The sequence below is a fragment of the Oceanitalea stevensii genome (assembly GCF_014837105.1).
In the GTDB taxonomy this organism is placed as follows: domain Bacteria; phylum Actinomycetota; class Actinomycetes; order Actinomycetales; family Actinomycetaceae; genus Oceanitalea; species Oceanitalea stevensii.
This window is the reverse complement of record NZ_JACSPO010000001.1, coordinates 947,046-971,419: the sequence shown is the minus strand read 5'-3', so window position 1 is coordinate 971,419 and position 24,374 is coordinate 947,046. Positions and strand designations below refer to the sequence as shown.

At 73.0% G+C, this 24,374-nt stretch carries 22 protein-coding genes; 14 read left to right on the top strand and 8 right to left on the bottom strand.

The genetic code is table 11. The features are described 5' to 3' along the window. Window positions 1–8: 8 nt before the first annotated feature. Both tsaB and rimI read left to right on the top strand, forming a co-directional pair. A complete protein-coding gene (tsaB, locus tag H9624_RS04445) occupies window positions 9–713 on the top strand; it encodes a tRNA (adenosine(37)-N6)-threonylcarbamoyltransferase complex dimerization subunit type 1 TsaB (protein WP_251838668.1) in 705 nt (234 codons plus the stop codon). After that, on the top strand, window positions 710–1,171 hold the full coding sequence (rimI, locus tag H9624_RS04440; protein WP_251838667.1) for a ribosomal protein S18-alanine N-acetyltransferase: 462 nt from the start codon (window positions 710–712) through the stop codon (window positions 1,169–1,171). Before tsaB ends, rimI begins: the two co-directional genes overlap by 4 nt. A 3-nt stretch (window positions 1,172–1,174) precedes the next feature. On the opposite strand, the gene H9624_RS04435 is transcribed toward rimI, so the two are convergent. After that, window positions 1,175–1,783, bottom strand: coding sequence for a malonic semialdehyde reductase (locus tag H9624_RS04435; protein ID WP_251838666.1), 609 nt, complete (start codon window positions 1,781–1,783; stop codon window positions 1,175–1,177). A 96-nt stretch (window positions 1,784–1,879) separates the two neighbouring features. Between H9624_RS04435 and tsaD the strand changes: the two genes are divergently transcribed. Beyond that, entirely contained in the window at window positions 1,880–2,923 is a 1,044-nt protein-coding gene (gene tsaD, locus H9624_RS04430; RefSeq protein WP_251838665.1) for a tRNA (adenosine(37)-N6)-threonylcarbamoyltransferase complex transferase subunit TsaD, read from the top strand. A 91-nt stretch (window positions 2,924–3,014) separates the two neighbouring features. Further along, on the top strand, window positions 3,015–4,055 hold the full coding sequence (locus tag H9624_RS04425) for an acyltransferase family protein (RefSeq protein ID WP_251838664.1): 1,041 nt from the start codon (window positions 3,015–3,017) through the stop codon (window positions 4,053–4,055). A 119-nt stretch (window positions 4,056–4,174) separates the two neighbouring features. On the opposite strand, the gene H9624_RS04420 is transcribed toward H9624_RS04425, so the two are convergent. Next, window positions 4,175–5,311 (bottom strand): glutamate--cysteine ligase, encoded by a 1,137-nt coding sequence (locus tag H9624_RS04420; RefSeq protein WP_251838663.1) that lies wholly within the window; start codon window positions 5,309–5,311, stop codon window positions 4,175–4,177. A gap of 58 nt (window positions 5,312–5,369) precedes the next feature. After that, on the bottom strand, window positions 5,370–6,578 hold the full coding sequence (locus H9624_RS04415) for a THUMP-like domain-containing protein (RefSeq protein ID WP_251838662.1): 1,209 nt from the start codon (window positions 6,576–6,578) through the stop codon (window positions 5,370–5,372). A gap of 197 nt (window positions 6,579–6,775) precedes the next feature. Between H9624_RS04415 and groES the strand changes: the two genes are divergently transcribed. Beyond that, window positions 6,776–7,072, top strand: a complete 297-nt coding sequence (groES, locus tag H9624_RS04410; RefSeq protein ID WP_152187742.1) for a co-chaperone GroES — start codon at window positions 6,776–6,778, stop codon at window positions 7,070–7,072. Between the two features lie 77 nt (window positions 7,073–7,149). On the opposite strand, the gene H9624_RS04405 is transcribed toward groES, so the two are convergent. After that, window positions 7,150–7,440 (bottom strand): WhiB family transcriptional regulator, encoded by a 291-nt coding sequence (locus H9624_RS04405; protein WP_110851879.1) that lies wholly within the window; start codon window positions 7,438–7,440, stop codon window positions 7,150–7,152. A 241-nt stretch (window positions 7,441–7,681) separates the two neighbouring features. Here H9624_RS04405 and H9624_RS04400 point away from each other — a divergent pair, with 241 nt between their 5' ends. From H9624_RS04400 to H9624_RS04385, 4 genes are all read left to right on the top strand, one after another. Beyond that, entirely contained in the window at window positions 7,682–8,599 is a 918-nt protein-coding gene (locus H9624_RS04400) for a MerR family transcriptional regulator (protein WP_251838661.1), read from the top strand. A gap of 35 nt (window positions 8,600–8,634) precedes the next feature. Next, window positions 8,635–10,152, top strand: coding sequence for an IMP dehydrogenase (gene guaB / locus H9624_RS04395; protein WP_504740240.1), 1,518 nt, complete (start codon window positions 8,635–8,637; stop codon window positions 10,150–10,152). Between the two features lie 88 nt (window positions 10,153–10,240). Beyond that, a complete protein-coding gene (locus H9624_RS04390) occupies window positions 10,241–11,707 on the top strand; it encodes an NAD-dependent succinate-semialdehyde dehydrogenase (RefSeq protein ID WP_251838659.1) in 1,467 nt (488 codons plus the stop codon). A gap of 29 nt (window positions 11,708–11,736) precedes the next feature. Next, a complete protein-coding gene (locus H9624_RS04385; RefSeq protein WP_307784924.1) occupies window positions 11,737–12,534 on the top strand; it encodes an exonuclease domain-containing protein in 798 nt (265 codons plus the stop codon). Between the two features lie 69 nt (window positions 12,535–12,603). Here H9624_RS04385 and H9624_RS04380 read toward each other — a convergent pair whose 3' ends face one another. Continuing rightward, a complete protein-coding gene (locus tag H9624_RS04380) occupies window positions 12,604–13,023 on the bottom strand; it encodes a QcrA and Rieske domain-containing protein (protein WP_251838658.1) in 420 nt (139 codons plus the stop codon). Between the two features lie 38 nt (window positions 13,024–13,061). Between H9624_RS04380 and H9624_RS04375 the strand changes: the two genes are divergently transcribed. The 4 genes from H9624_RS04375 to aspA are packed head-to-tail and all read left to right on the top strand — an operon-like array spanning window position 13,062 to window position 17,432. Continuing rightward, window positions 13,062–14,195, top strand: a complete 1,134-nt coding sequence (locus tag H9624_RS04375; protein ID WP_152187754.1) for a GuaB3 family IMP dehydrogenase-related protein — start codon at window positions 13,062–13,064, stop codon at window positions 14,193–14,195. A gap of 8 nt (window positions 14,196–14,203) precedes the next feature. Then, window positions 14,204–14,473: an HPr family phosphocarrier protein gene (locus tag H9624_RS04370; protein ID WP_251838657.1), complete on the top strand. Its 270-nt coding sequence runs from the start codon at window positions 14,204–14,206 to the stop codon at window positions 14,471–14,473. A 44-nt stretch (window positions 14,474–14,517) separates the two neighbouring features. Continuing rightward, window positions 14,518–15,915: an aspartate ammonia-lyase gene (locus H9624_RS04365; protein ID WP_307784923.1), complete on the top strand. Its 1,398-nt coding sequence runs from the start codon at window positions 14,518–14,520 to the stop codon at window positions 15,913–15,915. Continuing rightward, window positions 15,915–17,432, top strand: coding sequence for an aspartate ammonia-lyase (gene aspA / locus H9624_RS04360; RefSeq protein WP_251838656.1), 1,518 nt, complete (start codon window positions 15,915–15,917; stop codon window positions 17,430–17,432). The genes H9624_RS04365 and aspA overlap by 1 nt, the downstream gene beginning before the upstream one ends. 118 nt (window positions 17,433–17,550) lie before the next feature. Here aspA and H9624_RS04355 read toward each other — a convergent pair whose 3' ends face one another. The 3 genes from H9624_RS04355 to H9624_RS04345 all read right to left on the bottom strand — a co-directional run bounded on the left by H9624_RS04355 (window position 17,551) and on the right by H9624_RS04345 (window position 23,426). Continuing rightward, entirely contained in the window at window positions 17,551–18,738 is a 1,188-nt protein-coding gene (locus H9624_RS04355; RefSeq protein ID WP_251838655.1) for an acetate/propionate family kinase, read from the bottom strand. Further along, window positions 18,735–20,807 carry a phosphate acetyltransferase gene (pta, locus tag H9624_RS04350; RefSeq protein ID WP_251838654.1) on the bottom strand — a complete coding sequence of 691 codons (2,073 nt, stop codon included), beginning with the start codon at window positions 20,805–20,807 and terminating at the stop codon, window positions 18,735–18,737. The genes H9624_RS04355 and pta overlap by 4 nt, the downstream gene beginning before the upstream one ends. A gap of 129 nt (window positions 20,808–20,936) precedes the next feature. Then, a complete protein-coding gene (locus H9624_RS04345) occupies window positions 20,937–23,426 on the bottom strand; it encodes a phosphoketolase family protein (RefSeq protein ID WP_251838653.1) in 2,490 nt (829 codons plus the stop codon). Between the two features lie 113 nt (window positions 23,427–23,539). Between H9624_RS04345 and H9624_RS04340 the strand changes: the two genes are divergently transcribed. Further along, window positions 23,540–24,370 carry an SURF1 family protein gene (locus H9624_RS04340; RefSeq protein WP_251838652.1) on the top strand — a complete coding sequence of 277 codons (831 nt, stop codon included), beginning with the start codon at window positions 23,540–23,542 and terminating at the stop codon, window positions 24,368–24,370. Window positions 24,371–24,374 lie beyond the last annotated feature (4 nt).

Below are 24,374 nucleotides of genomic sequence, written 5' to 3'. Positions count from 1 at the left end.
TGGGTGTCGTGCGAACCCTGTGCATCGACACCTCCGCCGGCAGTGCGGTCGCCCTCCACGACGACGACGCCGGCGTGCTGGCCCGCGCCCGCAGCGCCGACCACCGCGGCCATGCCGAGCGCCTCTCCGCGCTCGTCGCCGAGGTCCTCCAGACCGCGGGGCTGAGCGCCTCCGCCGTCGACCGCGTGGCCGTCGGCACCGGCCCGGCGCCCTACACCGGCCTGCGGGTCGGTCTCGTCACCGCCCTCACCTTCGCCCGTGCGCGCGGGATCCCGGTCCACGGCGTCAGCAGCCTCGACGTCCTCGCGCGTCAGGTCCTCGACGTCCGACCCGGCTCCACCGTCCTCGTCCTCGGGGACGCACGGCGCAAGGAGGTGTACTCCGCCCGCTACCGCGCGCTCGGGGACGACGACGTCGAGGTCCTGTCCGGGCCGCGCGTGGGGCCCGCCGCCGAGCTCGCCGAGGACCCGCTGGACGCGGCGGTGGACGAGGGGCCCGTCGTCGTCGCCGGCCCCGGTGCCCTCCTGTACGCCGACGTCCTGCCGCCCACCCCCGGCGCGCCGGACGAGGTCGACGCCGCCGTGCTGGCCCGCGTCGTGCGCGCCCGGCTGGCGCGCGCGGAGGCGGGGGAGGAGGTCGCGCTCGGCACCGAGCCGCTGTACCTGCGGCGCCCCGACGTCACCCCGGCGGCCGCGCGCAAGCGCGCCTCGTGATCCTGCGGCCGCTGCGCGAGCACGACCTCGACCGGGTCATGGAGCTCGAGCGGGAGCTCTTCGGGCCGGGAGCGTGGTCGCGGGCGGCCTACCGGGAGGAGCTGGCCCAGGCGGGCCGGTACTACGTCGCGGCGGAGAGTGACGGCGTCGTCGTCGGCTACGCGGGTATCGCGCTCGGGGAGGACAGCGAGGTCATGACGGTGGGGGTGGCCACCGCCCACCGCGGCCGCGGCACCGGCGCCGCCCTGCTCGCCGACCTCGTCGAGCGGGCGCGCGCCGCCCGGGCCCGTCACGTCTTCCTCGAGGTGCGGGCGGGGAACCTGGGCGCGCAGCGGCTCTACGAGCGCGCCGGCTTCGAGTCGATCGGGACGCGGCCGCGCTACTACGGCGACGAGGACGCCGTCGTCATGCGGCTCACGCTGCGCTCGGGCCGGGGCGACCTCACGGCCGCCCCGTAGCCCTCAGAGGACGACGGCGGCGGTCTCGAACTCGAGGCGGCCGGCGCGCGGGCGCACGGCACCGGGCTCCTCGCTCGCGCCGTGGCCGACGTTGAGGACCGCGAGGGTGCGCCAGCCCGACTCGGCGAAGAGCTCGGCGTCCACACCGGCGGCGCTGAGGCCGGTCATCGGGCCCACGGCCAGGCCGGCCGCGCGCAGGCCGAGGATGAGGTAGCCGAGCTGGATGAGCCCGTTGGTGCGGGCGAAGGACTCGCGGAACTCCAGATCGCCGGCCATCTTCTCGCGGGCCCCGGTGCGGTGCGGGGCGAGGAGCTCGAGGTGCTCGTGGAAGGCGGGGTCGTAGGCGGCGACGATGGTGAGCGGCGCCGCCAGCGTCTTGGCCTTGTTGCCCTCGCTGAGATGCGCCACGAGGCGCTCGCGGGCGGCGGGGGACTCCACCACCGCGAGGCGCAGCGGCTGCCCGTTCATCGCCGTCGGCGCCCAGCGCACCGCCTCGTAGACCTCGCGCACGACCTGCACGTCGACCGGCTCCGGGGTGAAGGAGTTGGTCGTGCGCGCGTCGTGGAAGATCGCGCGCTGCAGGTCGGTCGCGGGAATCACGTCGGTGGTCATGTCGACGGCAACCTCCCGGGCGCGGGGAACCATCCGCCCGGGCGCTGTGAGGTCAGCCACAGGTGGTGCCGGTGGTGGGCGCACTACCCTGTGGGGGTGAGCGAACCCCTGGTCCTCGGCATCGAGACGAGCTGCGACGAGACCGGCTTCGCGCTGGTGAGGGGCCGCGAGCTGCTCGCCGACGTGACGGCCTCCTCCATGGACGAGCACGCCCGCTTCGGCGGCATCGTCCCCGAGGTCGCCAGCCGCGCCCACCTCGAGGCCTTCGTCCCCACGCTCGACGCCGCGCTCGACGCCGCGGGCTGCCGCCTGGAGGACGTCGACGCCGTCGCCGTCACCGCGGGCCCGGGGCTCGTCGGCTCCCTCACCGTGGGGCTCGCGGCGGCGAAGTCGCTGGCGCTGGCGCTCGAGCGGCCGCTGTACGGCGTCAACCACGTCATCGGGCACATCGCCGTCGACGAGCTCGTCCACGGCGCCTTCCCCGAGCACTTCGTCGGGCTCGTCGTCTCCGGCGGCCACACCAGCCTCCTCGAGGTGCGCGACATCGCGACCGACGTCGTCGAGCTGGGGCAGACCCTCGACGACGCCGCCGGTGAGGCCTTCGACAAGGTCGGCCGCCTGCTCGGCCTGCCCTACCCCGGCGGCCCGCACGTCGACCGCCTCTCCCAGCAGGGCAACCGCGCCGCGATCCGCTTCCCCCGCGGCCTGTCCAAGGGCAAGGACGTGGCCCGCCACCCCTACGACTTCTCCTTCTCCGGTCTCAAGACGGCCGTCGCCCGGTACGTCGAGGGCGTCGAGGACGCCGGCGAGGAGCTCCCCGCGTCCGACGTCGCCGCCTCCTTCTCCGAGGCGGTCGCCGACGTGCTCGTGAGCAAGACCCTTGCCGCGTGCCAGCGGACGGGCACGCAGACGGTCGTCATCGGCGGCGGGTTCTCCGCGAACTCGCGGCTGCGCGAGCTGGCCGCCGAGCGCGGCGCGGAGCACGGCATCGAGGTGCGCATCCCGCCGATCCGCTACTGCACGGACAACGGCGCGATGATCGCGGCCCTCGGCTCCGCGATGCTCCGTTCGGGCGTCGGTCCCTCCGCGTGGGACATCCCCGCCGACTCCGGCATGCCGCTCACCACCGTCCGCGCCTGACGGGTCACCCCGGGGCTCACCCCACTCCCGATTCTCCTCGGTCCGCCGGTCACCCCACCGGCCGAGGAGACGGTCGCTTAACGTCACCGCCATGACTACAGGCTCCAAGCCCCGTGAGAGCTGGGTGGACGTCGCCAAGGGCGGCGCGATCGTCCTCGTCGTGCTCTACCACGCGGCGTTCTTCCTCGACGACGTCGGCCTTGCCTGGTTCTGGTCGGACGCCGGCGGGGCGCTGACCACCTTCCGGATGCCCCTGTTCTTCTTCACCGCCGGGATCTTCGCCGCGAAGGCACTGTCGTTGGACCTGCGCCACATGTTCGCCCGGCGGGTCCTCCTGCTGCTGTGGCTCTACGTCCTGTGGTCCTTCATCTGGACCCTCGCGTTCCAGGTGCTGCCCAACCTCAACCACGAGCCGACCTGGTCGGAGCTCGCTCTCGTCCTCGTGTGGCCGCACGCGAGCACCAGTACCTGGTTCATCTACTCCCTGGCGCTGTACTTCCTCGCGGCGTGGTCCATCCGCCGGCTACCGGTGTGGGCGCAGCTCGCGCTGGCGACGCTGGTCTCCCTCGCCTTCGGGGCCGGCGTCCTCGACACGGGGAGCATGACGCTGAACAAGATGACGGAGTACTTCGTCTTCTTCCTGGCCGCCGCGCTCCTCGGGCCGAGGTTCCGGGACCTCGCGTCGCGGGTGCGCCCGCGCCACGCGGTCATGGCCGCAGCCGGCTACCTCGCGGTCTCGGTAGCGGTGTCCGCGGCGGATGCGATGAGCATTCCCGGCATCCGCCTCGGCGTCAGCTGCCTGGCGGTCGTCTTCGGTGTCACGCTCGCCGTGGTGCTCAGCGGGCGACCCACGATGCGGTGGCTGGAGTTCCTCGGGACGCGGACGCTCCCGATCTACGTCCTGCACTTCTACCCGATCGTCGTCCTGGCCGCGCTGCTCGAGCCCGTCGCCGACCGGCTCGGCTGGGCGGCTCCGTTGCTCCCACCCGTGCTGACGGTCGGGGCGATCCTCGTCAGTCTCGGCGTGCACAGGGTGACACGTCAGGTGCCCGGGCTCTACACGCTGCCCCCCGTGCGCAGGCGGCGCCCGGCCCTCAGCGGCACGAAGCCCGCGCTGAGCCCCGCACCCTGACTCCACGCCGGCGCACTTGACCCGTTGCGTCGTACTTTCGGCTCCTCGGAGGGTGAGAGAAAGTGCGACGCATGAGCGGGAAGGGCGACGCAAGGGGCGGCGGGCGGGCCGCGTGCTCCTCAGAGGGGGCGGCCCGCCCTCATCTCCGCGACGAGCGAGGCGACGACGGCGTCGAGGTCACCGTCGTGGCGGCGCGCCACCCGGCGCTGGCGCTGGTAGGACGCGCCCTTGGCGAGGATCGTGCGGATGCCGTCGAGCTCCTCGAGGCAGCCCAGGCGCTCCGCGACCGGCTCCAGCCGGGGGAGCAGCTCGGTGACGGCCTCGCTGACGAGCTGCTCGTTGCCGGCGGCGTCGAGGATGACGATCGCGTCCATGCCGTAGCGCGCCGAGCGCCACTTGTTCTCCTGGAGGAACCACTGCGGCATCCGGGGCAGCTCCTCCCCGTTGTCGAGCATGGTGGAGAAGTGCTCGACGAGGCAGTGGACGAGTGCGGCGAGGGCGAGGACCTCGGTGAGGTTGGAGGCGCCGTCGAACACGCGCATCTCCAGGGTGCCCAGGTGCGGGGCCGGCCGGATGTCCCAGCGGATCTCGCCCAGGGAGTCGATGACGCCGGTGTGGAGCATGTCCCCGGCGTAGGCCTCGAGCTCGTGCCACTCGTCGAAGACCTGCGGCAGCCCGGCCGTGGGCAGCTGCTGGAAGAGGAGGGCGCGGTTGGAGGCGTAGCCCGTGTCACGTCCGGCCCAGAACGGGGAGGAGGAGGCGAGGGACTGGAGGTGGGGCAGGTAGCACAGCACCGCCCGCAGGATCGGCAGGACCTTGCGCCGGTCCTCGATGCCGACATGCACGTGGACGCCGTAGATGACCATCTGGCGGCCCCACCACTGCGTCCGCTCGATGAGGGTCGCGTAGCGCTCCTTGTTCGTCACCCGCTGGAAGTCGTAGCGGGCGAAGGGGTGCGTGCCGGCGCACATGAGGTCAACGCGGAGCGGGTCGAGCACGGCGCGCAGCTCGTCGACGGTGCGCGCGAGGTCCGCGCCCGCCCCGCGCACCGTCGTCGCGACGCCGGAGACGACCTCGATGGTGTTGAGGAGGAGCTCGGGGTGGATGTGGGGGTGCGCGTCCGCGCCCTGCGGGCGCACCGCCTCGAGCACGGTGGGGGCCACCTGTCGCAGGTCGCCGGAGTCGACGTCGACGAGGGCGAGCTCCCACTCGATCCCCACCGTCGATCGCGCCGACGGGGCGAAGTCGATCTCCATGGGGACATGATGCCGTCCGCGGGCCCGATGCGCCGCCACGGCGGGCCACCGCCGCCGGCTACTCGGGGGCGGTGACCGGCTCGACGACGATGACGCTCTGCCGGCCCGCGAGCCGGGTGAGGACGACCGTCGCCGCGTTGGGGCCGCTGGGGGAGAGCTGGCGGCGCAGCTGCCCGGGCTCGACGGCGGTGCCGCGCTTCTTGATCGTCACCGTCCCCACCTGCCGGTCGCGCAGGTAGGCCCGCAGCGTCTTGAGGGCGAAGGGGAAGGAGTCGAGCACCCGGTAGGCGGTGAGGAAGGGGGAGCGCACGAGCCGCGGCCCGGTGAGGTAGGCGATGGACTCGGCCACCAGGCCCGCGCCCACCTCGTCCCCGGCGAGGGCGACGAGCCCGGCCCGGATGACCGCGCCGTCGGGCTCGTAGAGGTAGTGGTCCAGGTCCCGCACCTGTCCGGCCCGCAGCGGGGCGTCGGCGGCCGCGACCTCCGAGGTGAGGCGGTGCGCGCGGCCCTCGCGGTCGAGGACGAGGGCGCTGCGCCCCGGCCCCTCGGGAGCGAGCGGTCCGAACCACAGGCCCGCCTCGACGACGTCCCCCGCCACGCTCACCCACTGGGCGTGCGCGTCGGCGGGCAGGCCGGTGTGCGGGATGCCGGGGGCGACCTTGAGGCCGAGCGCCGGCACCCGGTCGCGCAGCGCCAGGACGGCGTCGAGCGACGGGGAGTAGGCGCTCGGGTCGAAGATGCGCCGGCCGCCGCGGGTGCGCCGGGCGGGGTCGGCGAAGACGGCGTCGACGCCGTCGAGGTCGGTGGCAAGCGCGTCGCCGTGGACGACCGTGACCTCGGGGAAGTGGCGCAGGTTGACGGTCGCGACGGCCGCGGTGAGCTCGTCGAGCTCGACGGCGAGCACGGGCAGCCCCAGGGCGCCCAGTGCCATCGCGTCGCCGCCGATGCCGCAGCCGAGGTCGGCGACCCTCGTCGAGCCCGCCGCAGCGAAGCGTGCGGCGTGGTGCGCGGCGACGGTCAGCCGGGTGGACTGCTCGAGGCCCGCCTGGGTGAAGATCATCCCCTCGGCGAACTCCCCGAACTTGGCCCGCCCCTTGGCGCGCAGCCGCGACTGGGTCATCGCGGCGGCGACGAGCTCGGGGTCCAGGCCCCGGTCGCGCAGCGCCGTCGAGAGCGTGAGCGCGGTCGCCTCGTCGTAGGGCGGCAGCTGGCCGAGCAGGGCCCAGCCCTCGGGGGAGAGCAGCTTGCTCAGCGCACTGGCGTCCACCCGACGATCGTAGGCGCCCGACTCGTTGGCACTCACCTTGACCGAGTGCTAACGCGGGCATAGATTTGGGCGTGCGACGGCCCTCGGGCCCCGCGACTGCACCAGAACCACGGGCCGACCCCCGCGACGGCGGCCCGCCGGCGACGGTGCGACCTGACCTTGTTCCGTTACTCACCTAAGCGAAGGGGAGGTCCGCAGTGTCGGTCTCCATCAAGCCCCTCGAGGACCGCATCGTCGTGCAGACCCTCGAGGCCGAGCAGACCACCGCGTCTGGCCTCGTCATCCCGGACACCGCCCAGGAGAAGCCCCAGGAGGGCTCCGTCGTCGCCGTCGGCCCCGGCCGCGTGGACGACAAGGGCAACCGCGTCCCCGTGGACGTGGCCGTGGGTGACGTCGTCATCTACAGCAAGTACGGCGGCACCGAGGTGAAGTACGCCGGCGAGGAGTACCTCATCCTCTCCGCGCGCGACGTCCTCGCCGTCGTCGAGAAGTGACGTCCTTCTAGGACGACAGCGAAGGGCCCCGGTCGCAAGACCGGGGCCCTTCGTCGTACGACGGTGGATGTGCGTCGTCAGCTGGCGCGGCGCAGGGGGGTGGTGAGGATCTGCTGGCGGTCGTCCTCGGACAGGCCGCCCCAGACGCCGTAGGGCTCGCGCACCTTGAGCGCGTGCTCGCGGCACTGCTGGATGACGGGGCACTCGGCGCACACGGCCTTGGCCGCCTCGTCGCGGCGGCGCCGGGTGCCGCCCCGCTCGCCCTCGGGGTGGAAGAAGAGGTTGGGGTCGGCCTCGCGGCACTTGCCCTGGTACTGCCACTCCCAGAGGTCCATGACCGGTCCGGGAAGCCTGCTGAGCTCTGCCATCGTCGTACTCCTTCACATCCGTGGTGCGCGACCTCGGTGCCGCGGGGCCAATGAGGAAGAACCTAGCAACCGATGCAGGCATTGTTCAAGCCCCTCGCGAAAGTAGTTCAGGAAACGATCCGCGAACGGGCATCGACCGCGCCGTGAGCGGGGCAGCGGTGCCGGTCGGCGCGTTCCTGGCGCGCCGGACGTGCCCGCGCCGCCGCCGGGGTGCAGAATCGAGGCCGACGAAGGAGGACTGGTGGCTCGAGCGACCCCCGGATCGGGCGGGGACTCCCGGATGGACGCTGCGCCCCTCACCGTGGCGGCCGTTGCCCGAACCCTGGGCGTGGCCGCGTCGACCCTGCGCACGTGGGACCGCCGCTACGGCCTGGGCCCCTCCGCCCACCAGGCCGGCAGCCACCGCCGGTACACACCCGACGACGTCGCCCGCCTCCAGACGATGCGGCGCCTCACCCTGCGGGGGGTCGCGCCGGTCGACGCCGCCCGCATCGCCACCGAGTCCGGCACGGGCGACCCCCGCGACGGGGAGGACGCCGGACCCGCGGAGGAGGCCGACGACGGCTCCCTCGCGCTGGACCCCCTCACCCTCGCCGCGGCCGCCGTCGAGCCGGACCTGCGGCGCGTCCACCGGATGCTCAGCCGCGCCACCCGGGAGGCCGGCGTCGTCGCCGTCTGGACCGACCTCGTGCGGCCCGCGGCCGAGATGGTCGACCAGGGTCGCCACCGCCTCGGCGAGCGGCCCGGCAGCGACCCCCACGGCGTCATGCGCCTCGGTCTCATGCAGGCCATCCGTGACCTCACCGCGTCCGGTCCCGCGCCGGTGCGGATCCTCACCGCCGTCCCGGACCGCGTGCCGGCGCACGTCATCGCCGGCGGGCTGGCCGAGGCCGGCGTGGGGGCGCTCGTCGTCCCGGCGGAGCACCTGCCCGACGGCGCCGGCCAGCTCAGCTGGCTGCCCGAGGGTGAGGCGACCGCGCTCGCGGTGATCGGCAACCCGCCGGGCGCGGAGGAGGTCGCCACCCTGGCCTCCGAGCGCGGCGACGTCGACGTCTTCCTCCTCGGCGACGACAGCCCATCGCTCTGGCTGCCCCACGTCCACCGGGTGCGGACCGCCGCGGCGGCAGTGGCGGAGATCGCCGCCGCCGTCCGTGACTAGACCCACCTCCACGACCTGCCGCCCGCGCACGTAGGATCGGGGGTGTGAGCGACTCCCACGTGACGGACCCCTTCGGCTTCACCGGCCTGACCTACGACGATGTCCTCCTGCTCCCCGGCCCCACCGACGTCATCCCCTCCGAGGTGGACACGACGGCGCGGCTGACCAAGGAGATCTCCCTGCGCGTGCCGCTGCTCTCGGCGGCGATGGACACGGTGACCGAGGCGCGCATGGCGATCGCCATGGCGCGCCAGGGCGGCATCGGGATCCTGCACCGCAACCTCTCCATCGAGGCGCAGGCGCAGCAGGTGCAGACCGTCAAGCGCTCGGAGTCGGGGATGATCACAGACCCCGTCACGGTCGGCCCGGGCGCCACGCTCGCCGAGCTCGACGCGCTGTGCGCGCGCTACCGCGTCTCCGGCCTGCCGGTCGTCGACGAGCGGGGCGTGCTGCTCGGCATCATCACCAACCGCGACACCGCCTTCATCGACCGGGCCGAGTTCGAGGGCCGCCTCGTGCGGGACGTCATGACCCCGATGCCGCTCGTCACCGGCCCCGTGGGGATCAGCCGCGACGACGCCGCCTCGCTGCTCGCCCGCCACAAGATCGAGAAGCTCCCCCTCGTCGACCCCGACGGCGTGCTCCAGGGCCTCATCACCGTCAAGGACTTCGTCAAGTCCGAGCAGTACCCCCTCGCCACGAAGGACGACGAGGGCCGCCTGCGCGTCGGCGCGGCGATCGGCTTCTTCGGGGACGCGTGGGAGCGCGCGACCGCCCTCGTCGAGGCCGGCGTCGACGTCCTCGTCGCCGACACCGCCAACGGCCACGCGCGCCTGCTGCTCGAGATGGTGACGCGGCTGAAGAAGGACCCCGCGACCAGTCACGTCCAGGTCATCGGCGGCAACGTCGCCACCCGCGAGGGCGCGCAGGCCCTCGTCGACGCCGGCGCGGACGCCGTCAAGGTCGGCGTGGGGCCCGGCTCGATCTGCACCACGCGCGTGGTCGCCGGCGTCGGCGTGCCGCAGGTCAGTGCCATCCACCTCGCCGCCCAGGCGTGCAAGCCGGCCGGCGTCCCGGTCATCGGCGACGGCGGCCTGCAGTACTCGGGCGACATCGCCAAGGCGCTCGTCGCCGGTGCGGACACCGTCATGCTCGGCTCGCTCCTCGCCGGCTGCGACGAGAGCCCGGGAGACCTCGTCTTCGTCAACGGCAAGCAGTACAAGCACTACCGCGGCATGGGCTCCCTCGGGGCGATGGCCTCCCGCGGCCGGGTGTCCTACTCCAAGGACCGCTACTTCCAGGCCGACGTCGACACCGACGACAAGATCGTGCCCGAGGGCATCGAGGGCCAGGTCCCCTACCGCGGCCCGCTGTCCGCGGTGGCCTACCAGCTCATCGGCGGCCTGCACCAGTCGATGTTCTACGTCGGCGCGCACGACCTCACGCAGCTGGCGGAGAAGGGCGAGTTCGTGCGGATCACCTCCGCCGGGCTCAAGGAGTCCCACCCGCACGACGTCCAGCTCACCGTCGAGGCGCCGAACTACACCCGCTGAGGCGCCGCGCTCCCCGCGGGGCCTCGTCGGGGGCCGCCGACCTACGATGAGGGCCCGACCCGGTCCCCATCGACGACGAGGTGCCCCGATGACGCTCCCCAGCGCGGTTGCCGAGCTCCTGCAGGCGACCCCGACGACGCTGCTCGTCGGGGGCGCCTGGCGGGACGCCGAGGGCGGCGCGACCTTCGACGTGCACGACCCGGCCACCGGCGAGGTGATCGCCGCGGTCGCGGACGCGTCGGCCGCGGACGGGGCCGCCGCGATGGACGCCGCCGCGGCCGCCCAGGACGCCTGGGCGGCGACGCCGACGCGTGAGCGCGCGGAGGTCCTGCGCCGGGCCTTCGACCTCGTGACCGAGCGCGCCGAGGAGCTCGCCACCCTCATGACGCTGGAGATGGGCAAGCCGCTCGCTGAGTCGCGCGGCGAGGTCACCTACGGCGGGGAGTTCCTCCGGTGGTTCTCCGAGGAGGCCGCGCACGTCAACGGGCGCTACCAGACGGCGCCCGAGGGCACCCTGCGCATCCTCACCACCACGCGCCCGGTGGGACCCTGCCTGTTCATCACCCCGTGGAACTTCCCGCTCGCGATGGCGACGCGCAAGATCGCCCCGGCGCTCGCCGCCGGCTGCACGGTCGTCCTCAAGCCGGCCGCCCTCACGCCCCTGACCGCCCTGGCCCTCGGCCAGATCCTCCTGGACGCCGGCGTTCCCGACGGCGTCGTCAACATCGTCCCGACGTCCAGCGCGCGTACCGTCACCGGCCCGCTGCTCCAGGACCGGCGGCTGCGCAAGCTCTCCTTCACCGGCTCCACCGAGGTGGGCCGGGCACTGCTCAAGGAGGCCGCGGGCAACGTGCTGCGCACCTCGATGGAGCTCGGCGGCAGCGCGCCGTTCGTCGTCTTCGCGGACGCCGACCTCGACGCCGCCCTCGCCGGTGCCCGCCAGGCGAAGCTGCGCAACATGGGCGAGGCCTGCACGGCGGCCAACCGATTCCTCGTGCACGAGGACGTCGCGGAGGAGTTCTCGCGCCGGCTCGCCGAGGACTTCGCCGGCCTCACGGTCGGACCGGGCCTCGAGGAGGGCACCGACCTCGGCCCGCTCGTGTCGGAGGACCAGCGCGACGGCGTGCACCGCCTCGTCACCGCCGCCCGCGACGGCGGCGCCCGCGTGCTCACCGGCGGGGAGCCGGTCGACGGGCCGGGGTACTTCTACCGGCCCACCGTGCTCACCGGCGTCGCCCCCGACAGTCCGGTCATGGTCAACGAGATCTTCGGCCCGGTCGCCCCGGTGACGACCTTCCGCGACGAGGACGAGGCCGTCCGCCTCGCCAACGACTCCGACGTCGGGCTGGCCGCCTACGTGTACACCGCGGACCTCTCTCGGGTGCTGCGGCTCAGCGAGCGCCTCGAGGTCGGCATGGTGGGCGTCAACACCGGCCTCATCTCCAACGCGGCCGCACCCTTCGGCGGGGTCAAGCACTCGGGCCTCGGCCGCGAGGGCGGTGTCGAGGGCATCGAGGAGTACCTCGAGACCGTCTACGTCGCCCTGCCGGTGTGAGCGGCCGCGTGGCTCGTCCCGGGATGTCGGTGGTCTCTGGCACCGTGGAGGACATCGACGACGCCGCGCGGGAGCACGGCACCCCGGGAGGAGCGGACATGCACACGTGGACGGCGGGGCCCTTCCTCGGCTTCGACACCGAGACCACCGGCGTCGACCCGCACACCGACCGGATCGTCACGGCCGCCCTCGTCACGCGCGACGCCCGCGGCACCCGGCAGCGCACCTGGCTCATCGATCCCGGCGTCGAGATCCCCGAGCCGGCCAGCGCCATCCACGGCGTGACGACCGACCGCGCCCGCGCCGAGGGGGCCGCCCCGCGTGAGGCCCTCGAGGAGATCGCGGCCGCGCTCGTGCGGGCCGTCGAGGACGGCGTGCCCGTCGTCGCCTACAACGCGTGCTTCGACCTCACGCTGCTCGAGCACGAGCTCGCGCGCTGGGCGCTGCCCACCCTCGCGGACCGGCTCGGCCGTGCGCCGTCCCCGGTGCTCGACCCGCTCGTCATCGACCGTGCCCTCGACCACGACCGGGTCGGCACGCGCAAGCTCGGCGACCTGTGCGGCCACTACCGGGTGGAGGTCCTCGAGAGCCTCCACACGGCCGAGGTGGACGTCCTCGCCACGCTCCAGCTGCTCGAGTGCCTGCTGGGCGCCTTCCCCGAGCTGCCCGCCCGCTCCCTCGCAGAGCTCCACGAGTGGCAGCGGGGCTGCCACCGCGACTGGGCCACGGCGTTCAACGCCCGGCGCGCCGAGGAGGGGCTACCCGGCGTCGACCTCGAGTGGCTGCCGTCCGCGGAGCCGGCGGCGGTCCGGACCCTGCCCGTCTAGCGTCCCCCTCCGCGCCGAGCGCTGAGCCGTTCCTCCGTCGCCCGTCAGCTGCCGGCGGCAAGGGTGCGGTCAGGCGGTGACGACGGCGCCGGACTCGATGCGGACCTCGATCCGGGGGAGGGGCTCGTCGGCAGGGCCCTGGATCACCGCGCCGTCGGCGACCGCGAAGCGCGAGCCGTGGCACGGGCAGCTGAGGTCCTCGGCCTCCCGCACGACCGTGCAGCCCTGGTGGGTGCACACGGCGCTGAGCGCGACGACCTCGTCCTCGGCCACGCGCGTGACGACCACCTCGGCGCCCTCGCTCGTGCGGACGCCGACCGACTCGCCGACCGGGATCTCCTCGAGCCCCACCAGACGCTCCCCGGCCTCGGGCGGCGGCGGCGCGTCCTCCTCGCCCGAGCACGCGGCGAGCGTCAGCGCCGCCGCGCCGGCGCCGGCCCAGGTGAGGACCTGCCGGCGGGAGGGACCGTGAGGGTGCGCGCAGACCATGAGCCGCAATCTACCGACCGCCGGGTAACCTGGCGTGCGTGAGCAACGAGATCGAGATCGGCCGCGGCAAGCGGGGACGACGGGCCTACTCCTTCGACGACGTCGCGGTGGTGCCCTCGCGTCGCACCCGCGACCCCCAGGACGTGTCGGTCGGCTGGCAGATCGACGCCTACTACGTCGACATCCCCGTCCTCGCCGCGCCGATGGACTCCGTGATGAGCCCGGCCACGGCGATCCTCCTCGGCAAGCTCGGCGGCATCGGGGTCCTCGACCTCGAGGGCCTGTGGACCCGCTACGAGGACCCCGAGCCCCTCTTCGAGGAGATCGCGACCCTCGAGGGCGCCGAGGTCACCCGGCGCATGCAGGAGATCTACTCCCAGCCGATCGTCCCCGAGCTCATCACCCAGCGCCTCCACGAGATCCGCGCCGCCGGCGTCACCGTGGCCGGCAAGCTCTCCCCGCAGAGCACCCAGCAGCACTGGCGCACCGTCGTCGAGGCGGGCGTGGACCTCTTCGTCATCCGCGGGACCACCGTCTCCGCCGAGCACGTCTCCTCCACGGCCGAGCCGCTCAACCTCAAGCGCTTCATCTACGAGCTCGACGTGCCCGTCGTCGTCGGCGGCGCCGGCACCTACACCGCGGCGCTCCACCTCATGCGCACGGGCGCGGCCGGGGTCCTCGTCGGCTTCGGCGGCGGCGCCGCCCACACGACCCGCACCTCGCTGGGGATCCACACCCCGATGGCCACCGCCGTCGCCGACGTCGCCGCCGCGCGCCGCGACTACCTCGACGAGTCGGGCGGCCGCTACGTCCACGTCATCGCCGACGGCGGGGTGGGCCGCTCCGGCGACCTCGTCAAGGCCGTCGCGTGCGGGGCCGACGCCGTCATGCTCGGCTCCTCCCTCGCCCGCGCCCAGGAGGCGCCCGGGCGCGGCTGGCACTGGGGCTCGGAGGCCCACCACCCGCAGCTGCCGCGCGGTGAGCGCGTGCGCGTGGGCACGGTCGGCTCCCTCGAGCAGATCCTCCACGGCCCCAGCGACACGCCCGACGGCACCGTCAACCTCATCGGCGCCCTGCGTCGGGCGATGGCCACGACCGGCTACTCCGACCTCAAGGAGTTCCAGCGGGTCGAGGTCGTCGTCTCCCCCTACACGCCCAACAACAACCGGTAGGAGTTCCCATGGCAGAGCGCACCGTGACCATCGGCTCGAAGGTGGGCCTGCACGCCCGCCCGGCCTCCCTCTTCGTCAAGGCGGCCGGGGAGTCCGGCATCCCGGTGAAGATCGCCAAGGAGGGCGGCGCGCCCGTCGACGCCGCCAGCATCCTCGGGGTCATGACCCTGGGCGCGAAGTACCAGGAGAACGTCGTCCTCACCGCCGAGGGCGAGCGCGCCGAGGAGGTCCTCGACTCCCTCGCCGAGCTGCTGAGCAAGGACCTGGACGAGAAGTAGCACCCACCGCAACCCGTACCCGCCAACCAAGCTTTGGAGCAGCAGTGACGCAGGACGAAGCCTTCCGCATCGAGCACGACACCATGGGGGAGGTGCGGGTCCCGCGCGGCGCCCTCTACAGCGCCCAGACGCAGCGCGCGGTAGAGAACTTCGCCATCTCCGGCACGCGCCTGTCGCGGCACCACATCGCTGCCCTCGCGCAGGTCAAGCGCGCCGCCGCGCTCGCCAACGCCGAGCTCGGGGTCCTCGAGGAGGACCTCGCGCGGGCCATCGCCGAGGCCGCCGAGCAGGTCATCGCCGGCGAGCACGACGAGCACTTCCCGGTCGACGTCTTCCAGACCGGCTCGGGCACGTCGTCGAACATGAACACCAACGAGGTCGTCGCGAACATCGCGAGCACGCTGCTCGGGCGCAGCGTCCACCCCAACGACCACGTCAACGCCTCGCAGTCCTCCAACGACGTGTTCCCGTCCTCGATCCACATCGCCGCCACGGCCGCCGTCGTCCACGACCTGCTCCCCGCGCTCGACACCCTCGCGACGTCCCTGGAGCGCAAGGCCGAGGAGCTCGCCGAGGTCGTCAAGTCCGGCCGCACCCACCTCATGGACGCCACGCCGGTGACCCTGGGCCAGGAGTTCGCCGGCTACGCCACCCAGCTGCGCTACGGCATCGCCCGCGTCGAGTCCGCCCTGCCGCGCCTGGCCGAGCTCGCGCTCGGCGGCACCGCCGTCGGGACCGGGATCAACACGCCGGCCGGCTTCGCGCCGTCGGCCATCGCGAAGATCGCCGAGAACACCGGCCTGCCCCTCACCGAGGCGACCAACCACTTCGAGGCGCAGAGCGCCCAGGACAGCGCGGTCGAGATGTCCGGCGCGCTGCGGACCGTCGCCGTCTCGCTCGTCAAGATCTGCAACGACCTGCGGTGGATGGGCTCGGGCCCCAACACCGGGCTGGGCGAGATCGCCATCCCCGACCTCCAGCCGGGCTCCTCGATCATGCCCGGCAAGGTCAACCCGGTCATCCCCGAGGCCACGCTCATGGTGTGCGCCCAGGTGATCGGCAACGACGCGACGATCGCCTTCGCCGGCGCCTCGGGCACCTTCGAGCTCAACGTCATGCTGCCGGTCATCGCGCGCAACCTCCTCGAGTCGATCACCCTGCTGGGCAACGCGAGCGTCGCCCTCGCCACCCGCACGGTCGACGGCATCACCGCGAACGTCGACCGGGCCCGCGCCCTGGCGGAGTCCTCCCCGTCCATCGTCACGCCCCTCAACCGGGTCATCGGCTACGAGGCCGCCGCGGCGATCGCCAAGCACGCCGTGAAGAACGGGACGACGATCCGCGAGGCCGTCGAGGAGCTGGGCTACGTCGAGCGTGGGGAGATCACGCCCGAGCAGCTCGACGCGGCCCTCGACGTCGTCTCGATGACCCGCCCGAACTGATGGCTGGCACCCGCACCGAGGAGGACCTCCTCGGTCAGCGCGAGATCCCCGACGACGTCTACTGGGGCGTCCACACGCTGCGCGCGGTGGAGAACTTCGCCCTGTCCGGCACCCGGGTGCGCGACCTGCCCGACCTCGTGCGCGGGATGGTCGTGGTCAAGAAGGCGTCCGCGCTCGCCAACCGGGACCTGCGCACCCTGCCCGTGGACATCGCCGACGCCATCATCGGGGCCTGCGACGAGATGCTCGAGACCGGGCGCTGCCTGGACCAGTTCCCCGTGGACGTGTACCAGGGCGGGGCCGGGACCTCGGTCAACATGAACGTCAACGAGGTCATCGCCAACCTCGCCCTCGAGCGCCTCGGCCTGCCCAAGGGGCGCTACGACGTCGTCCACCCCAACGACCACGTCAACAAGAGCCAGTCGACCAACGACGCCTACCCCACGGGCCTGCGCATCGCGACCCACCAGGCCGTCGAGCGGCTCAAGGCGCGGCTCGAGGCGCTCGCCGGCACCCTCGGCCGCAAGGGGCACGAGTTCTCCCGCGTGCTCAAGATGGGCCGCACCCAGCTGCAGGACGCCGTGCCCATGACGCTGGGCCAGGAGTTCAGCGCCTTCGGGGCGCTCGTCACCGAGGAGCTGCTCAACCTCTCCCGGCAGCAGGCGCTGCTCCTCGAGGTCAACCTCGGGGCGACGGCGATCGGGACCGGGCTCAACACCCCGCCCGGGTACACGGTGCGCGCCGTCGCCCACCTCGCCGAGGTCACCGGCCTGCCGGTCGTGCGCTCGGAGAACCTCATCGAGGCGACGTCCGACGCCGGCGCCTACGTGTCGATGCACGCCGCGCTCAAGCGGGTGGCGGTCAAGCTCGACAAGATCTGCAACGACCTGCGGCTGCTGTCCTCCGGCCCGCGCGCCGGCCTGGGGGAGATCAACCTGCCCGAGATGCAGGCCGGGTCCTCGATCATGCCGGCGAAGGTCAACCCGGTCATCCCCGAGGTCGTCAACCAGGTCTGCTTCAGCGTCATGGGCAACGACACGACTGTGACGATGGCGGCGGCCGCCGGCCAGCTCCAGCTCAACGTCATGGAGCCGGTCATCGCGACGGCGCTCTTCGAGTCGATCTCGCTGCTCACCCGCGCCTGCGACACCCTTGACCGGCGCTGCGTCGCCGGCATCACCGCCAACGAGGAGGTGTGCCGCCGCAACGTCATGAGCTCGATCGGGCTGGTCACCTTCCTCAACCCGATCATCGGGCACCACAACGGGGACCGGGTGGGCCGCGAGGCCGCCCGCAGCGGGCGCAGCGTGCGCGACATCGTCCTGGAGTGGGGGTTGCTCACCGAGGCGGAGGTCGACGACCTGCTCTCCGTGGAGAACCTCATGCGCCCGCGCTACCGCGGCACCTTCTACGGCGAGGACCCCGCGGTCATCGCCCCGACGGCCGACGAGGTCGGCAGCGACGAGGAGTCGACGGAGGGCGGGGAGCTCGAGGAGGAGCCCACCGCCGACCGCTGAGGCGGTCGCGTTCACCCCCGCCGAGTACGCACATCCGGTCACCTGCGAGCCCCTTACGGGCCGTCCAGGTGGACCGGATGTGCGTACTCGGCGAGGAGGGCGGGAGACGCGAGCGGGGTCAGACGAGGTCGATGACCTGGCGGGCGATCTCCTGCTCCTCCTTCGTGGGGACGACGAGGACCGTCACGCGGGAGCGGTCGGTGGAGATGACCTTCGGCTCGCTCATCCGGCCGGCGTTGCGCGCGGGGTCGAGCTCGATGCCGAGGAACTCCAGCCCGCTCAGCGCCTCGGCGCGCACGATCTCGTCGTTCTCCCCGATCCCGGCGGTGAAGGACAGGACGTCCAGGCCGCCCATGACGGCGGCGTAGCCCCCGACGTACTTGCGCAGCCGGTGGGCGTAGACGTCGAGCGCGAGCCGGGCCCCGGCGTCGCCGGCCGCGACGAGCCCGTGGACCTCGCGCATGTCGTTCTTGCCCGACAGGCCCTTGAGGCCCGAGCGCCGGTTGAACAGGTCGTCGATCTCGTCGATCGTGAAGCCCGCGTTGCGGCTGAGGTGGAAGATGACCGCCGGGTCGATGTCACCGGTGCGGGTGCCCATGACCAGGCCCTCCAGCGGCGTCATCCCCATCGAGGTGTCCACGGCGCGCCCGCCCGCGACGGCGGAGGCCGAGGCGCCGTTGCCGAGGTGGAGGACCACCTGGCGCAGCTCCTCCAGCGGCCGGCCGACGACCGTCGCGGCCGTGCGGGAGACGTACTGGTGGGAGGTGCCGTGGGCGCCGTAGCGGCGCACCCGGTAGCGGGTGGCCACCTCGCGGTCCAGGGCGTAGGTCGCGGCGGCGTCGGGCAGGTCGGAGAAGAACGCGGTGTCGAAGACCGCGACGTGCGGGACGTCGGGGAGGAGGTCACGCGCCACCTGGATCCCGCGCAGGTTCGGGGGGTTGTGGAGCGGGGCGAGCGGGATGAGCTCCTCGATGTCGGCGAGGACGTGGTCGTCGACGAGGGCCGGGCCGGAGTAGCGGGCCCCGCCCTGGACGACGCGGTGCCCGACGGCGACGATCCCGGCGGCGCCGAGGTCCGGGCCCACCTCGGCGAAGAGCTCCAGGACGCGGCGCAGGCCCGCCCCGTGGTCGGGGACCGGCTCGGTGAGGCGCGTGTCGACGCCCTCGAAGGTGTGCCGCAGCAGCCCCTCATCCTCCCCGATGCGCTCGACGAGCCCGGAGGCGACGACGACGCCCTCCTCCGGCTCGATCAGCTGGTACTTGATCGAGGACGAGCCGGAGTTGATGACAAGGACGGTGGTGCTCACTGCTGCTCCTCGCTGGCCTGCGCCTGGATGGCGGTGATGGCCACGGTGTTGACGATGTCCTGGACCAGGGCGCCCCGGGAGAGGTCGTTGACCGGCTTGTTGAGGCCCTGGAGGACCGGCCCGATCGCCACGGCACCCGCCGAGCGCTGCACGGCCTTGTAGGTGTTGTTGCCCGTGTTGAGGTCGGGGAAGACGAAGACGGTGGCCTTGCCGGCGACGTCGGACTCCGGCAGCTTGGTCTGCGCGACTGAGGCGTCCACGGCGGCGTCGTACTGGATGGGGCCCTCGACGAAGAGGTCCGGCCGGCGCTCGCGGACGAGCTCGGTGGCCGCGCGCACCTTGTCGACGTCCGCGCCGCTGCCCGAGGTGCCCGTGGAGTAGGACAGCATCGCGATGCGCGGGTCGATGCCGAACTGGGCGGAGGTCTCGGCGGAGGAGATCGCGATGTCGGCGAGCTGCTCGGCGTCGGGGTCGGGGTTGACGGCGCAGTCGCCGTAGACGAGGACCCGGTCGGCCAGGCACATGAGGAAGACCGAGGACACGATCGACGTGCCCGGCCGCGTCTTGATGATCTCGAAGGAGGGCTTGATGGTGTGCGCGGTCGTGTGCTGGGCGCCGGAGACCATGCCGTCCGCGTAGCCGAGGTGGACCATCATCGTGCCGAAGTACGAGACGCTCGGCAGCACCTCCAGCGCCCGCTCCATCGTCATGCCGCGGTGGGCGCGCAGGCGCGTGTACTCCTCGGCGAAGGGCTGCAGCCACTCGCTCGTGCGCGGCTCGATGATCTGGGCGGCCTCGATGTCCAGGCCGAGGTCGCTGGCCCGGTCACGCACGGCGCTCTCGTTGCCGAGGAGCGTGAGGTCGGCGACGCCGCGGGAGAGGAGCGTGCTCGCGGCCCGCAGGATGCGGTCGTCGGTGCCCTCGGGCAGGACGATGTGCTTGCGGTCCCCGCGCGCCCGCTCGAGGAGCTCGGACTCGAACATCAGCGGGGTGACGACCGAGCTGCGCGGCACGTCGAGGGCGGCGAGGACGGCGTCGCCGTCGACGTTGCGCTCGAAGGCGCTGAGCGCGAGGTCCCGCTTGCGCTGGCTGCCGCGGGAGATGAGGCCCCGGGTGGTCGAGGCGATCCGCGCCGTCTCGTAGGTGTTGTGCTCGGTGGTGACGATCGGCAGCGAGCGGCCCAGGCCCTCGACGAGCGTGCGGACCTCGGCGTTGGGCTCGTAGCCGCCGTTGAGGACGATCCCGGCGAGGGAGGGGAAGTTCTGCGAGGCGTGCGCGGCGGCGAGGGTGATGAGCACCTCCGACCGGTCGCTGGCCGCGATCGCGAGCTGGCCGTCCTTGAGCCGCTCGAGGATGTGCTCGACGTTCATCCCGCACACGAGGATCGACTCCGCCTCGCGGGTGAGGAGGTCCTCGTCGCCGGCGATGACGGTGCCGCCCAGCGCCTCGACGAGGTCAGCGATGGTCGCGGCCGACAGGAGCGGGATCTCGGGGAAGGTCCACACGGGCACGTCGGCGACGGCGACGGCGGCGCGCACCTCCTCGATGCGCTCGGTCTCGCAGCGGTTGACGGCGACGGCGGCGACGGTCGCGTGGTCCGAGCGCAGCTCGGCGGCGGCGATGTCGACGACCTGCTGGATCTCCTCGGTCGTGCGGCCCAGGGCGCTCACGGTGAGGAGGACCGGGGCGCCGAGGTTCGCGGCCGCGCGCCCGTTGAAGGAGAGCTCGGCCGGGCCGGCGACGTCGGTGTAGTCCGAGCCGACGATGACGACGATGTCGCTGCGCTGCTCGACGGCGTGGAAGCGCTCGACGATCCGGGTGAGGGCGGCCGTCTCGTCGGCGTGGACGTCGTCGTAGGTGACGCCGACGCAGTCCTCGTAGGCGAGGTCGACGCCGTCGTGGGACAGGAGCAGCTCCAGGACGTTGTCGGGCTCCTCACCGGCGTGGACCACCGGCCGGAAGATGCCCACGCGCTCCACCCGCCTCACGAACAGGTCGACCAGACCCAGCGCGATGGTCGACTTCCCGGTGTCACCCTCCGGTGAGGCGATGTAGATGCTGCGCGCCACGACGTCTCCTCTCAGTGCTGCTTCGGGCGGCCACCAGGCTCGCGGCCACACGTCAGTCTCCCCCGGTGGCCGCGGGAGCACCCGGGACTTTGTCCCGGTTGGTCGTGTGTGCCCGGCCACGTCCCGGGCTCACGCGTTGTCACCGCCGGTGTCGTACTGCGGGCCGCCGGAGGCGGTGGCCGTCTCCCCGACGTCGGGCCACTGCCACTCGGCGACCTCGGGGATGTCGGTGCCGTGCTCCCGGGTGTAGCGGCGCGCGGCCAGGCGGGCGTCGGCCATCCGCTGGCGCAGGCCCGCGTACCGCGAGCCCAGGCCCGGCACTCGGTCGATGACGTCCATGACGAGGTGGTAGCGGTCGAGGTCGTTGAGCATGACCATGTCGAAGGGCGTCGTCGTCGTGCCCTCCTCCTTGTAGCCGCGGACGTGGAGGTTGGCGTGGCCGGAGCGCCGGTAGGTGAGGCGGTGGATGAGCCACGGGTAGCCGTGGTAGGCGAAGATCACCGGCCGGTCGGTGGTGAAGACGGTGTCGTAGTCGCGGTCGCTCATCCCGTGCGGGTGCTCCTTCTCGTCCTGCAGGCGCATGAGGTCGACGACGTTGACCACCCGCACCCGCAGCTCCGGCAGGTGCCGGCGCAGGAGGTCGGCGGCGGCGAGCACCTCGATGGTGGGGATGTCACCGGCGCAGACGAGGACGACGTCGGGCTCCTGGCCCTCCTCCTCCGTGCCGGCCCACTCCCAGATGCCCACGCCGCGGTGGCAGTGGTCCTGCGCCTCCTCGATGGTGAGGAAGTCCGGGCCAGGCTGCTTGCCGGCGACGACGACGTTGACGTACTGGCGCGTGCGCAGGACGTGGTCGTAGGTCGCGAGCAGCGTGTTCGTGTCCGGCGGCAGGTAGACACGGACGATGTCGGCGCCCTTGTTGACGACGTGGTCGATGAAGCCCGGGTCCTGGTGGGAGAAGCCGTTGTGGTCCTGGCGCCACACGTGGGAGGACAGGAGGTAGTTGAGCGAGGCGATGGGCCGGCGCCACTCGAGCTCGTCGGTGACCTTGAGCCACTTCGCGTGCTGGTTGACCATCGAGTCGACGATGTGGATGAAGGCCTCGTAGGAGGTGAACAGGCCGTGGCGGCCGGTGAGGAGGTAGCCCTCGAGCCAGCCCTGGCACTGGTGCTCGGAGAGCACCTCCATGACCCGGCCGGCGCGCGCGAGGTGCTCCTCGTGGTCCGCGGGCACCATCTCGGCGTTCCACTGCTTGGCAGTGACGTCGTAGACCGCCTGGAGCCGGTTGGAGGCCACCTCGTCCGGCCCGAAGAGGCGGAAGTTGTCCGGGTTGCGGCGGATGACCTCGGTGAGCCACTGGCCGAGGACGCGGGTGGCCTCGGTGACGGCGCCGCCGGGCGCGGGGACGTCGACGGCGAAGTCCCGGAGGTCCGGAAGGCGCAGGTCCTTGAGAAGCAGGCCGCCGTTCGTGCTCGGGTTGTCGCTCATCCGCAGCTGGCCGGCGGGGGCGAGGGCGGCGACGTCGTCGACGAGGCGGCCGTCGTCGTCGAAGAGCTCCTCCGGGCGGTAGCTGCGCATCCAGCCCTCGAGGACCTCCATGTGCTCGGGGGTGTCGCGGGCGCTGGACAGCGGCACCTGGTGGGAGCGCCACGAGCCCTCGACCTGCTGACCGTCGATGACCTCCGGGCAGGTCCAGCCCTTGGGGGTGCGCATGACGATCATCGGCCACTGCGGTCGCTCGACCTCCTCCGGGTCGGTCTGCGCGGCCCGCTGCTTGATCTCGGCGATCTCGTCGAGGACCTCGTCGAGCAGCGCGGCGAAGCGGCCGTGGACGGAGGCCGGCTCCTCGTCGTCGAAGCCGGCGGTGAAGACGTAGGGCCGGTGGCCGTAGCCGCGCATGAGGTTGGTGAGCTCGTCCTCCCCGATGCGGGCCAGCACCGTCGGGTTGGCGATCTTGTACCCGTTGAGGTGGAGGACCGGCAGGACGACGCCGTCGGTGCGCGGGTTGACGAACTTGTTGGAGTGCCAGCTCGTGGCGAGCGGGCCGGTCTCCGCCTCGCCGTCGCCGACGACGGCGAGGACGAGGAGGTCGGGGTTGTCGAAGGCGGCGCCGTAGGCGTGGGACAGGGCGTAGCCGAGCTCCCCGCCCTCGTGGATGGAGCCGGGCGTCTCGGGGGCGACGTGCGAGGGGATGCCGCCGGGGAAGGAGAACTGGCGGAAGAGCCGCCGCAGGCCCTCGGCGTCCTGGGTGATGTCGGAGTACACCTCGGAGTAGGTGCCCTCGAGGTAGGTGTTGGCGACGAGGCCCGGCCCGCCGTGGCCGGGGCCGGTGAGGTACATCGTCGGCTGCTCGCGCTCCTGGATCGCGCGGTTGGCGTGCGCGTAGAGGAAGTTGAGGCCCGGGGTGGTGCCCCAGTGGCCGAGGAGGCGCGGCTTGACGTGCTCGGTGCGCAGCGGCTCGCGCAGCAGCGGGTTGTCGAGCAGGTAGATCTGGCCGACGGACAGGTAGTTCGCCGCTCGCCACCAGGCGTCGATCCGGCCGAGGGTCGCGTCGTCCGGGGCCGGACGGGCCCGGCGGCGCCAGGCGCTGGTGGTGGCGGGGACGGAGGCAGTGCTCATGCGGATACTCCCTGTGTCGGTGGTCACGTCCCAGCCTCGCGGTTCCCGGGGGCCGCAGCCACCGGAGAAGGTCCTAGGCCGGGACCCCCGGCACGGCGAACTACCCTGGAGGCGTGTCCACCACCGCCCAGCGTCCCCGGGCCGACGCCCGAGACTGGCTGCGGGCAGCGACGACACGGCGGATGCTCGTCCTCCTGCTGCTCGTCGTCGTCGTGGCGTCGGTGTGCACGCGCCTGGGCTTCTGGCAGCTGGACCGGGCCGGCATCCGCGGGCAGGAGGCCGCGCGCATCGAGCGCGAGGAGCTCATGGCGGCGCCGGCCGTCCCGGTCACCGAGGTGCTCGCACCGCAGAGCGCCTTCACCGTCGAGCACTTCGGACGGCGGGTCAGCCTCGAGGGGTCCTTCGACCCCGGGCAGCAGGTGCTCGTGCCCGGCCGCAACGTCGGCGGGCAGGACGCCCTCATGGTCGTCACCGCGTTCCACGTCGACGGCGGCCCGCACGGCGGCGCGATCATGCCGGTCCTGCGCGGCTGGCTCCCCGACGGGATCGCCGACCGCCTCGAGGCCGGCGGCGCGGGGGCGGAAGTGACCGCGCCGCCGCCTCCGACGGCGCGGCTGGAGATCGTCGGGGTGCTCAGCGACTCGGAGGCCGCGGGGGAGTCCGGCCTGCCCGAGGGCGTCGCCGGCGGCATCAGTGCCGGCGAGCTCGCCCAGGTGTGGGGCACCCCGATGTACAGCGCCTACCTCGTCCTCGAGGAGCCCGCGCAGCCCGGCGGGCTGTCCCCGGCGCCCTCACCCGTCGAGGAGCTCGACGCCGACCCCAACGTCCAGAGCCTCGCCTACGCGGTCGAGTGGTGGGCCTTCGCCCTCTTCGCGGTGGTCTTCTGGCTCAAGGTGCTGCGCGACGACGTCCGGGAGTCGCGCCTGGCCGCCGCCGGCCGGTAGGGGC